General features: G+C 37.0%; 12 protein-coding genes. 3 read left to right on the top strand and 9 right to left on the bottom strand.

Annotated elements, in window-relative coordinates; translation table 11 throughout:
• Positions 1–267 (top strand): hypothetical protein (locus KE503_RS13390; RefSeq protein WP_212385518.1); only part of this gene is annotated, 267 nt, incomplete at its 5' end.
• Positions 268–429: 162 nt separating this feature from the next.
• Positions 430–1,671, top strand: coding sequence for a tyrosine-type recombinase/integrase (locus tag KE503_RS13385; RefSeq protein WP_212385516.1), 1,242 nt, complete (start codon positions 430–432; stop codon positions 1,669–1,671).
• Between the two features lie 175 nt (positions 1,672–1,846).
• Here KE503_RS13385 and KE503_RS13380 read toward each other — a convergent pair whose 3' ends face one another.
• Both KE503_RS13380 and KE503_RS13375 read right to left on the bottom strand, forming a co-directional pair.
• A complete protein-coding gene (locus KE503_RS13380; protein WP_055196949.1) occupies positions 1,847–2,857 on the bottom strand; it encodes a GGGtGRT protein in 1,011 nt (336 codons plus the stop codon).
• Positions 2,858–2,870: 13 nt separating this feature from the next.
• Positions 2,871–3,563, bottom strand: coding sequence for an iron-sulfur cluster assembly scaffold protein (locus tag KE503_RS13375; RefSeq protein ID WP_008392877.1), 693 nt, complete (start codon positions 3,561–3,563; stop codon positions 2,871–2,873).
• Positions 3,564–3,851: 288 nt separating this feature from the next.
• On the opposite strand from KE503_RS13375, the gene KE503_RS13370 reads away from it, so the two are divergent.
• Positions 3,852–5,135, top strand: coding sequence for an O-acetylhomoserine aminocarboxypropyltransferase/cysteine synthase family protein (locus KE503_RS13370; protein ID WP_212385514.1), 1,284 nt, complete (start codon positions 3,852–3,854; stop codon positions 5,133–5,135).
• Between the two features lie 256 nt (positions 5,136–5,391).
• Here the strand turns inward: KE503_RS13370 and KE503_RS13365 are convergent, their stop codons facing one another.
• From KE503_RS13365 to KE503_RS13335, 7 genes are all read right to left on the bottom strand, one after another.
• Complete coding sequence (locus tag KE503_RS13365; protein WP_055196946.1) at positions 5,392–6,120, bottom strand: YebC/PmpR family DNA-binding transcriptional regulator; 729 nt, start codon at positions 6,118–6,120, stop codon at positions 5,392–5,394.
• Positions 6,104–7,054, bottom strand: a complete 951-nt coding sequence (locus KE503_RS13360; protein WP_212385512.1) for a hemolysin family protein — start codon at positions 7,052–7,054, stop codon at positions 6,104–6,106. Before KE503_RS13360 ends, KE503_RS13365 begins: the two co-directional genes overlap by 17 nt.
• 89 nt (positions 7,055–7,143) lie before the next feature.
• Positions 7,144–7,491 (bottom strand): type II toxin-antitoxin system PemK/MazF family toxin, encoded by a 348-nt coding sequence (locus tag KE503_RS13355; RefSeq protein WP_009265730.1) that lies wholly within the window; start codon positions 7,489–7,491, stop codon positions 7,144–7,146.
• Positions 7,492–7,571: 80 nt separating this feature from the next.
• Positions 7,572–8,735: an alanine racemase gene (alr, locus tag KE503_RS13350; protein WP_022375293.1), complete on the bottom strand. Its 1,164-nt coding sequence runs from the start codon at positions 8,733–8,735 to the stop codon at positions 7,572–7,574.
• Positions 8,719–10,194 (bottom strand): NAD(P)H-hydrate dehydratase, encoded by a 1,476-nt coding sequence (locus KE503_RS13345; RefSeq protein WP_212385510.1) that lies wholly within the window; start codon positions 10,192–10,194, stop codon positions 8,719–8,721. Before KE503_RS13345 ends, alr begins: the two co-directional genes overlap by 17 nt.
• Positions 10,191–10,553, bottom strand: coding sequence for a holo-ACP synthase (gene acpS / locus KE503_RS13340; RefSeq protein WP_022375295.1), 363 nt, complete (start codon positions 10,551–10,553; stop codon positions 10,191–10,193). Before acpS ends, KE503_RS13345 begins: the two co-directional genes overlap by 4 nt.
• Positions 10,554–10,574: 21 nt before the next feature.
• Positions 10,575–11,231, bottom strand: a complete 657-nt coding sequence (locus tag KE503_RS13335; RefSeq protein ID WP_022375296.1) for a redox-sensing transcriptional repressor Rex — start codon at positions 11,229–11,231, stop codon at positions 10,575–10,577.
• Between the last annotated feature and the right edge of the window lie 44 nt (positions 11,232–11,275).

The following is an 11,275-nucleotide window of genomic DNA, read 5'->3' as shown; positions in this document are numbered from 1 at the left end:
AACCTATATAAAATAATATTAGTATTTTCATTATTTTTAATGTTTGCTCTTATTTTTGATATTCTTTGTTCTACCAAACTTTTAATTAAAAATCTTAACAACTTTGACGATACAACAAAAGAAGATTTTGAAATCACGTCTCAAGAAAGAACTTTGATACAAGAATATAGAAATCTTGAACCAGAAAATAGAAAAGTATTACTAGAAAATATCAAATTATTAAATATAAAACAAACCATAGTTAAAAATCAGAAAAATAACCAATAAAAAATGCCTGGCTACCAACCAGGCGAAATTTAGAAACCTATCAACATCGTAGTGTATGATATGCCTCTGACTCAACACCAGAATTATATCATACATCCTACAATTTTACAAATTAATAAGGGTGTATTTTTTGTACCCTTTTTTAGAAAGGAATGATGATATATGGCACTGATCAAATGTCCAGAATGTGATCTCCAGGTAAGCGATCGCGCAATTGCTTGTCCTCACTGCGGATATCCTGTTAATACTAAAGTGGCCAAACAACAACAATCAAAATCTCGTAGAAAAAAACGTCTCCCTAACGGTTTCGGCCAGATCACTAAAATAAAAAATAATAATCTCCGAAATCCATACAGAGCTATGGTTACTGTAGGAAAAGACTTCTATGGTCGACCAATTTGTAAACCCCTAAAACCAAATGCGTACTTTAAAACTTACAACGATGCTTATGTTGCATTAGTCGAATACAATAAAAATCCTTACGATTTAGATGACGATCTGACAGTTGAACAACTTTATGAAAAATGGACCGATGAATACTTTAAGACTTTAACCTCTCATTCCAGTGAGCGAACAATCAAGTCAGCTTGGAACTACTGCTCTGCTATTTACAACATGCGTGCTAAAGATTTAAGGCCTCGACATATTAAAGGCTGCATGGAAAAAGGTACATACGAAGTTGATGGAAAAGAAAAGCATCCTTCTCCTACCACAAAAACAAAGATCAAGTCCTTGTTTAACTTGATGCTTGATTATGCAAATGAAAATGATATTGTCGAAAAGAATTATGCTCGAACATTCAAGCTATCTGATGATATCATTAAAGAAGTCGAGGAAGAAAAGAAAGATCACATTGACTTCACAGATGAAGAAATGCAGAAATTATGGGATAACTTGTATGATGTGGATTATGTAGATGTATTGCTGATCCAGTGCTACTCTGGTTGGAGACCACAGGAATTAGGATTATTGAGAATAGAAAACGTTGACTTAGAAAACTGGTTTATTACTGGTGGTATGAAAACCGATGCCGGAAAAGATCGTGCAGTTCCGATCCATCCAAAAATTCGTACATTAGTAAAACACCGTTACCAGGAAGCGTTATCTTTAGGGAGTGAATACTTGATCAATTGCACTGATACAAAGACTCACAGAAGTAGCCTAAAGCTTACATACGATAAATACCGACACAGAGTTGATAAGATCATTGAACAACTAGAATTAAATCCAGATCATCGTGCTCATGACGGACGTATCCAGTTTGCAACAATGGCGAAAGCTGCCGATGTAAACGAATATGCTGTAAAACGTATCATGGGACACAAAATAAAAGACATTACAGAAAACACTTACACGAAACGAAAAAGAGAATGGCTTATGGAAGAAATCCTAAAGATAAAATAGAATATTACATAACAAAAAACAGAGTCAAGACTTATCATCTCGGCTCTGTTTTCTTGTTATTCTGATGTAGGAGTCGTGTGTACGAATAATGTATGAATAATGTACGAATCGTCCACTTTTCACCACTTTTTACCGCTTCTAACTCCGTTCAAAAACCACGTATTTAAGCGGTTTCCTAGAATTTACCTGCTTTAGCAGCTTCTTCAATGGATACAGCTACTGCAACTGTAGCTCCTACCATTGGGTTGTTACCCATACCGATTAATCCCATCATTTCTACATGGGCTGGTACTGAAGAAGATCCTGCGAACTGAGCATCACTATGCATACGTCCCATAGTATCTGTCATTCCGTAAGAAGCTGGTCCTGCAGCCATGTTATCTGGATGTAATGTACGTCCTGTACCACCACCAGAAGCTACAGAGAAGTATTTTTTACCCTGTTCGATACATTCTTTTTTGTATGTACCTGCAACTGGATGCTGGAAACGAGTTGGGTTTGTAGAGTTACCTGTGATAGATACGTCTACACCTTCTTTGTGCATGATTGCAACACCTTCTGTTACATCGTTAGCACCGTAGCAGTTAACCTTAGCTCTTAATCCTTCAGAGTAAGATTTTCTGAATACTTCTTTTACTTCACCTGTGTAGTAATCCATTTCAGTTTCAACATATGTAAATCCGTTAATTCTGGAAATGATCTGTGCAGCATCTTTTCCTAATCCGTTTAAGATAACTCTTAAAGGTTTCTGACGAACTTTGTTCGCTTTTTCAGCGATTCCGATAGCTCCTTCAGCAGCTGCGAAAGATTCGTGACCTGCTAAGAATGCGAAACATTCTGTTTCTTCTTCAAGAAGCATCTTTCCTAAGTTACCATGTCCAAGACCTACTTTACGCTGATCAGCTACAGATCCAGGAATACAGAATGCCTGAAGACCTTCACCGATAGCAGCAGCAGCGTCTGCAGCTCTTCTGCAACCTTTTTTGATTGCGATAGCAGCACCTACTGTGTAAGCCCATTTTGCATTTTCGAAACAGATTGGCTGAATTCCTTCAACCTGAGCATAAACATCTAATCCAGCAGCTTTTGTAATTTCAGCAGCTTCTTCGATAGAATTGATTCCATACTCTTTTAAAACAGCAAGAATCTGTTTTTCTCTTCTTTCATATGATTCAAATAAAGCCATTATTCGCTACCTCCTATTCCTTTCTTGGGTCAATAATCTTAACAGCGTCATCAACGCGTCCGTACTGACCTTTGGCCTTGTCAAGTGCTGTCTGAGCATCGTCTCCAGCTTTGATGAAGTCCATCATTCTACCAAAGTTAACAAACTGGTATCCAATGATTTCATCATCAGCGTCAAGAGCGATACCTGTAACGTATCCTTCAGCCATTTCAAGGTAACGAGGACCTTTCTTAAGTGTTCCGTACATTGTACCAACCTGAGATCTTAATCCTTTTCCTAAGTCTTCAAGACCAGCACCGATTGGAAGTCCTTCTTCAGAGAATGCACTCTGAGTTCTTCCGTATACGATCTGTAAGAATAATTCTCTCATTGCTGTATTGATAGCATCACAAACTAAGTCTGTATTTAATGCTTCTAAGATTGTTCTTCCTGGTAAGATTTCAGATGCCATAGCAGCTGAATGTGTCATTCCTGAACATCCGATTGTTTCTACTAATGCTTCCTGGATGATACCTTCTTTAACGTTAAGAGTTAATTTACATCCTCCCTGCTGAGGTGCACACCAACCAATACCATGTGTTAATCCTGAGATGTCTGTTACATCTTTCGCTTTTACCCATTTTGCTTCTTCAGGAATTGGGGCAGCTCCATGGTTTACACCCTGAGCTACTGTACACATTTGTTCTACTTCATGTGAATAAATCATGTTGAAACTCCTTTCAGTATTAAAAATAACACTATTATTTTAGCACATCGTTAAAAATAAAACAACAAATTATCTTAAGAACTTCGTTAAGTTTTTCAATGTTTTTGTTGGTTTGTGTGATAAAAATAATTTTTTTGTCAAGTTGTTTTTCTTTTATACAAAAAATCTCGAATTTTCATTTTTTTTAGTTAATTCAGTAAATTGTCTGAATTCTATTCCCCTTGTTTTCTTTAGGAATTGCGGGTATAATTTAATACATATTTTTTATAACAGAAAGGAATTATGATTATGAGTCATTATGATTTAGAAACAAAATGTCTTCATTCTGGTTACACTCCTAAGAAAGGAGAACCATGTGCACTCCCTATTTATCAGAGTACTACTTTCAAATATGATACAACTGATGAAATGGGACAGTTATTTGATCTGAAAGCAGAAGGATATTTCTATACACGTCTTCAGAATCCTACAAACGATGCTGTGGCTGCCAAAATCGCTGATCTTGAAGGAGGTGTTGCAGGACTTCTTACTTCTTCTGGACAGGCTGCGAACTTCTATGCGATCTTTAATATCTGTGAGGCTGGAGATCATGTTGTTGCAGCTTCTACGATCTATGGTGGAACATTTAACCTTCTGGGTGTTACATTAAAGAAACTTGGAATTGACTGTACATTCGTTGATACTGATGCAAGTGCTGAAGAAATTGCCGCTGCATTTAAACCAAATACCAAAGTTTTATTTGCAGAGACAATTGCAAACCCTGCACTTGTCATTCTTGATATTGAGAAATTTGCAAAGGTTGCCCATGAACATGAAGTTCCATTGATCGTTGACAATACTTTTGCAACACCGATCAACTGTCGTCCTTTTGAATGGGGTGCTGACATCGTCACACATTCAACAACAAAATATATGGATGGACATGCTGTTCAGGTAGGTGGAGCGATCGTTGACAGTGGAAACTTTGACTGGGAAGCTTACGGACATAAATATCATGGACTGACAGAACCTGATGAATCTTACCATGGTGTTGTTTATACAAAACAATTTGGAAAGAAAGCTTATATCACAAAAGCTACAACACAGCTGATGCGTGACCTTGGTTCCATTCCATCCCCTGAAAACTGTTTCTTATTAAATCTTGGATTAGAAACTCTGCCTTTGCGTGTAGAACGTCATTGTGAAAATGCTCAGAAAGTCGCTGAATTCTTAGATGCTCATGAAAAAGTATCTCATGTTATTTATGCCGGACTTCCTGATGATAAATATCATGAACTAGCACAAAAATATATGGATGAGGGAAGAACCTGTGGTGTTATTTCCTTTGAACTGACTGGTGGACGTGATGCTGCAGTACGTTTTATGGATAACTTGAAATTAGCAAATATTGCGACACATGTTGCTGCATCCAAAACGATGGTACTTCACCCTGCAAGTCATACACATCGCCAGATGAACGATGAACAGTTAAGAGAAGCCGGTGTTTCTCCTGGAATGATCCGTTTATCTGTTGGAATTGAAAGTGCAAAAGATATTATCAATGATCTGAAAGAAGCACTTAAAAATGCATAATTTTACAATTAATTCTATCACATAAAAATCTATAATATAAGCCTAACCACCAATTTACATCTGATAGTTAGGCTTATTTTTAATTAATCAAAGAAATCATATTCACATCCATCGGCATATACTACCTCATTTTTATTATAATATCAATTAATTGTTATAACACAAAACAGGCATTCCCCACAACATTATTGCCTAAATGTTGTGAAAAATGCCCGCTTTTTATAGTCATTTATGCCATATCATTTATGATATGCTTTTATTCATCCCAGTTTGTATAAACTTCCTGAACATCATCATCTTCATCCAGAAGATCTAATGTTTTCTGAATATTCTTAATATCTTCTTCACTTGTAAGTTCAACCATAGTACCAGGGATCATTGTTACACTGGCATCTGCCATAGGAACTTCTTCTTTTTCCAGAGCTTCTCTAACTGCGCTGAAATCTTCTGGCGTTGTCAATACTTCAAAGCTGTCTTCTTCTTCATTGAAATCTTCTGCTCCAGCATCTAATGCCATCATCATAAGATCATCAGCATCCATTTCACATTCTTCTTTAGAGATAATGATCTGTCCTTTTTTTTCGAACATGTAAGATACACATCCTGGTGTTCCTACGTTACCATTTCCTTTTGTGAAAGCATTTCTTACATTAGATGCTGTACGGTTTTTGTTATCTGTTAATGTATCTACGATAATAGCAACTCCACTTGGCCCATATCCTTCATATGTAATCTGTTCGTAATTAACAGAATCTGCATCTCCAGCAGCTTTTTTGATACCACGTTCAATCGTGTCATTTGGCATGTTGTTTGCTTTTGCTTTTGCAATGACATCACGTAATCTGCTGTTGTTATCTGGATCTGGTCCACCTTCTTTAACTGCTACTGCAATTTCTCTTCCAATGACTGTGAAAATTTTTCCTTTTTTCGCATCATTTTTTTCTTTTTTGTGTTTGATGTTCGCAAATTTACTGTGTCCTGACATCTTTTTCTTCCTTCCTTTTCCTTTTTTCTACCTTTACCTGCCGGATCATGTTGTCATGAATATCGACAGATTTAAAGGAATATCCTTGGTAGATTATTTCTATTTCTTCATTGTCTTCTGGTAAATGTCCCAGCTGATCAATTAAAAATCCATTCAGTGTCTCAATATCTTCAACGTCAAACTCGATTCCAAGTGTATCCTCAAGTTCTTCAAGTCTTGTACTTCCGCGTACAAGATAAACATCTGCCCATCCGATCTTAGTGATATTACGATCTTCAACATCATATTCATCTAAGATATTACCTACGATAACCTCTAACATATCTTCCATAGATACAATACCTTCTGTCTGGCTATATTCATCAATGACGATCGCCATATGAATCTTCTTGGTCTGCATCTCTTGGAAAAGAACGGATAGATTCATCGTCTGATGAACAAAAAACGGCTCTCTTGCAATATCAGAAAGCTTTGCTTCTTTCTGATTGAGGTATGCATCGATTACATCTTTTAAATAAAGCACTCCTACAATATTATCAATATCATCTTCATATAATGGATATCTTGAATACGGCTCATCTAACATGTAATTTAATGCCTTCTCCACGGACATGGTCACATCAATGGCATCGATCTTCTTTCTTGAAGTCATAACGTCTGTAACATCTTTATCTCCAAACTCAAAGATATTCGTGATCATACGGGCTTCCCCTTCCATGATCGCACCTTGTTCATGTCCTTCGTTGACAATGTTCATGATCTCTTCTTCATATTCATTGTCTTCATCCTCTTCATGTTCCTGTTCTGATGTATGCAGTTTCTTCTTGTTTTCCAAAATCTTCTCTCTTTGCTTCATGAAAAAATATCCAGCCACAAATCCAACAATAACTGCTAAAATGATCATCACAAGTACCGAGGGAGTAAATCCTTCCATTTCTTTCTCCTTTATCTTCTAGAAATTAAGACTATGCAAATTTAAATATATCATTTCTAAGAAAAAAGGTCAATATCGTACCATTTCTGTTATGTATCAAGACTTAAACTGATCTTCAGTGCATGATCCACCTGTTTTAGAAATGTACAATTTAAATGACATACCTTTTCTCTTAAACGGCTTTTATCGATCGTCCTGATCTGTTCTAACAAGATCACAGAATCTTTTTCCAATTCACATCTGTGACAGTCGATTGGTACATGCGTTGGCAGTTTTGCCTTATTCATCTTACTTGTGATCGCTGCACAGATGATCGTTGGACTATATTTGTTGCCCGCATCATTTTGCAGAACGATCACAGGACGGATACCGCCTTGTTCTGAACCAACGACTGGCCTCAAATCTGCATAAAATATATCGCCTCGCTTAATTACCATAAGCATAAACACTCTCCATTTCTTTTTAAATATTCTATGAAGAGTATTTACAATTCTTTCAAAAGTATTCAAAAAATTCCCTATTTTTCAAAATATTCAGCTTCTTTGATCTCACCATTGCGAATATAAACACGAGGGACTCGTTTTCCGATTCCGCAGACAAATTCATAATTGAATGATCCTGCGAGATTTGCAACTTCTTCTACAGTTAACATCTTATTGCCATCGTGTCCAACTAATGTTACTTCATCCATCACAGAAATGCCTTCAATATCTGTAACATCAACCATAAACTGATCCATACAGATTCTTCCGATGATCGGAGCATACTGCCCACGGATCAAAACTCTTCCCTTGGATGAAAGTGCTCTTGGATATCCATCTGCATATCCAACTGGAATTGTTGCGATCTTTGTCTTCTTGTCTGTGACATAAGTATGGTTATAGCTGATTCCCTCTCCAGGTCCTACTTCCTTAATGTATACAATATGTGTCTTCAATTCCATCGCTGGTTTTAAATCTAACACATCTTTTGATACTTCTTCGGATGGATATAATCCATAAGTGATGATCCCTGATCGTACCATATCTTTTCTAAAACCAGCCAGATCAATGATCGATGCACTGTTTGATACATGCTTGATCGGAATATAAATATCTTTTTCTTCTAACCATTTAATAAACTGATCGTATTTACGTTCCTGTTCGTACGCAGATGTCTTATCTGCTTCATCTGCACATGCAAAATGAGTAAAGATTCCTTCAATCTTGATATTTGGTAGTTTAGAAATTCTCTCAACAATCTCTACAGATTCCTGTGTTGGTTTAAATCCAATACGATTCATTCCTGTATCAAGTTTAATATGAATCTTTGCAACTTTTCCTAAAGCCTGTGCGATCTTAGATAAAGATTCTGCCATCTCATAACAAAATACTGTTGGCTCGATCTCATACTGGATCAATGAGCTGTACTGATATTCTGATGTATATCCTAAAATCAAAATTGGTTTTTTAATCCCATGATTTCGAAGTGTGATTCCCTCTTCAAGGATCGCAACTGCAAATGCATCAACCCCAATCTTATTTAATTCTTTTGCGATTGGCACTGCTCCATGTCCATATCCGTCAGCCTTAATCACTGGCATTACCTTGACACCTTCTCCAACGACACGTTTTACTTCCTGTATATTATGACAGATTGCATCCAGATCAATGACTGCATGCACTCTATAGTACTGATTCATAGCTTCCTCCTGTAACATCCTTTATGTGAGTGATAATATCTGATGCGATCATGCTGTAAGCACCCAGATCACGTCTTGCATGATCTCCTGCAAGGCCGTGAAGATAAACTCCATGAACTGCTGCCTCATGAGCAGCTAATCCGCCTCCTAAAAGGCCTGTGATCATTCCGGCAAGAACATCTCCACTTCCTCCAGTTGCCATTCCATCATTTCCACTTTGATTAATATACACCAAATCACCTTCTTGTGCAACGATAGTTGCTGCATCTTTTAAAACTGCAATGCAATGATATTTTTTTGCAAGCTCATATGCATTCTGACATAAATCTTCTTTCATTTGCATAATATCACATGACATCAGTCTTGATGCTTCCATCAGATGTGGAGTCAAGATCAGTCCATATGGATAATTAATTTCCATATCATATCTGCTGATCGTATTTAATCCATCTGCATCAATAACTAATGGTTTTGTTCCTTCCTCAAGAATCATTTCCAACATTTCTTTTGTCTCTTCACTAACTCCGATTCCTGGGCCAAATAAGATACAATCACACCAATTTAGAGATTCTTTTAAATCTTTTCGTTCTCCAAATAAAATTTCTGGAAGTTTTGTCTGTAAAACTGAACGATTCTGTACATCTGAAAGCACTTTTACAAGACCTGCTCCCATCCGCAATGCTGCTTCTGCTGCAAAACATGCTGCTCCTGACATCGTTTCATTTCCAGCAATGATCAAAACTTTTCCATAACTTCCCTTGTTGGAATATGCTTTCCTTTCTGGCATTAAATGATCATCCGCTTCCAATGTGTATCCCGTTGCATATTTTTTAATCGTCTGGTTGTGAAATCCAATGGATACAAGTTTTATATTCCCACAGTATTCACGTCCTGGATATAATAAATGTCCTCTTTTATAACTGCCAAATGTGACCGTTATTGCTGCATGAACAGCACATCCAAGAACTTTTCCGCTGTCTCCACTGATACCAGACGGAATATCGATTGCAATGACAGATTTGCCACATGCATTGATACGCTCAATCATTTCTTTGTAAATACCGCCAACTTCTCTGGAAAGTCCAACTCCAAAAATTCCTTCGATCAAAAGGTCATATTCATGAAAATTTGCATTTTCTAATGGAAAATATCCAAGATTTTTAAGAATCTGAAGCTGTAATTTCAGATCATCTGAAGCTTTTTCCAAATTTCCAACAATCATATAATCTACCAGATAGTCCTGTTCAAGCAAAATTCTTGTACAGGCAAGAGCATCCCCTCCATTATTACCAATTCCTGAAATTACCAGAATTCTCTTGGAATGATCGATCATCTGCACTGCATAGTCTGCAACCGCTTTTGATGCTCTCTCCATCAGCACAAGCCCTGGAATTCCTATTCCATGAATTGTTTCATAATCAACCGTCTGCATTTCCTGATTCTTTAATACATATTTCATACGCATTCTCCTATCGCAAATGCCTGTGCAAATTCCTTTGTATTAGTGATCGATACATGGATCTTTATGATCTTCTTATCCTTCGCAAGCTGTCTTGCACCCCCATATAATTTCACATATGGTGCCCCAAACTTATCTCTTAATACTTCGATCTCATATGGTTCCATACCGAAAAAGCCGGTTCCAAATACTTTGGAAACGGCTTCTTTTACAGCAAAATTGCCAGCTAAAGTCGCAGCATTATCTTTTGCACACGCTAATTCAGTTGTTGTAAAAATTCTTGTAAGACGACTTCCTCTATGAAGCATCTCTTCTATTCTTCCTATCTCTACAAGATCTGTTCCTATTCCAGCAATCATCTCATCTATCACCTGCTGTGCCTATTGTTCCTGTTCTTGTTCTTCTCTATTGTGAACATTATATGTTAACGTCATCAGACTCTCTGCCAGATGGACATTCTCTACCGTAACATTATCCGGCAGATGAAGATCGATCGGTGCAAAATTCCAGAATCCTTTGATTCCCCATTCTGCCATCTTCTTGGCAATCGCTGGTGCCTGATCTTTCGGTATCGTCAGTGCAGCAATCTTGATGCCGTGTGTCTTAATAAAGTTCTCAAGTTCATCTGTATCAAGAACTTTCACTCCACGAACAGAAATTCCGATCAGTTTTGGATTGACATCAAATAATGCCATAACTTTATATCCATAATCTTCATTAAAAGACTGGTAATTAGCAAGTGCCTGTCCAAGGTTACCTGCTCCTACAATGATCATGTCATTTCTCTTATCCAATCCTAAAATCTTGCCAATCTCTGTATATAAATTATCTACATTATACCCGTATCCCTGCTGTCCAAATCCGCCAAAGTTATTAAGATCCTGACGAATCTGAGATGCTGTTACCATCATCTGTTCACTTAATTCTTTTGAAGATATTCTTGTAATATTCCTTGCCTTTAATGCACCAAGATAACGAAAATATCTTGGAAGGCGCTTGATAACTGCTGAAGAAATATTCTTACCTGAGTTTGCCATTTTATTCCTCCAAAATCTTTATTCTGTTTATAATTATATAAGAT

Origin of the sequence: Anaerostipes sp. Marseille-Q3525, assembly GCF_018223505.1 — a bacterium.
In the GTDB taxonomy this organism is placed as follows: Bacteria; Bacillota; Clostridia; order Lachnospirales; family Lachnospiraceae; genus Anaerostipes; species Anaerostipes amylophilus.
The sequence above is the reverse complement of the archived record's forward strand: the minus strand, read 5'-3'. Positions and strand labels throughout refer to the sequence as shown.

Coding starts and splice junctions, on each gene's coding strand:
- KE503_RS13355 (WP_009265730.1), bottom strand. CDS start 7,491: ATGGTAATTAAGCGAGGCGATATATTTTATGCAGATTTGAGGCCAGTC.
- KE503_RS13335 (WP_022375296.1), bottom strand. CDS start 11,231: ATGGCAAACTCAGGTAAGAATATTTCTTCAGCAGTTATCAAGCGCCTT.
- alr (WP_022375293.1), bottom strand. CDS start 8,735: ATGAATCAGTACTATAGAGTGCATGCAGTCATTGATCTGGATGCAATC.
- acpS (WP_022375295.1), bottom strand. CDS start 10,553: ATGATTGCTGGAATAGGAACAGATCTTGTAGAGATAGGAAGAATAGAA.
- KE503_RS13380 (WP_055196949.1), bottom strand. CDS start 2,857: ATGGCTTTATTTGAATCATATGAAAGAAGAGAAAAACAGATTCTTGCT.
- KE503_RS13365 (WP_055196946.1), bottom strand. CDS start 6,120: ATGTCAGGACACAGTAAATTTGCGAACATCAAACACAAAAAAGAAAAA.
- KE503_RS13345 (WP_212385510.1), bottom strand. CDS start 10,194: ATGAAATATGTATTAAAGAATCAGGAAATGCAGACGGTTGATTATGAA.
- KE503_RS13360 (WP_212385512.1), bottom strand. CDS start 7,054: ATGGAAGGATTTACTCCCTCGGTACTTGTGATGATCATTTTAGCAGTT.
- KE503_RS13375 (WP_008392877.1), bottom strand. CDS start 3,563: ATGATTTATTCACATGAAGTAGAACAAATGTGTACAGTAGCTCAGGGT.
- KE503_RS13370 (WP_212385514.1), top strand. CDS start 3,852: ATGAGTCATTATGATTTAGAAACAAAATGTCTTCATTCTGGTTACACT.
- KE503_RS13385 (WP_212385516.1), top strand. CDS start 430: ATGGCACTGATCAAATGTCCAGAATGTGATCTCCAGGTAAGCGATCGC.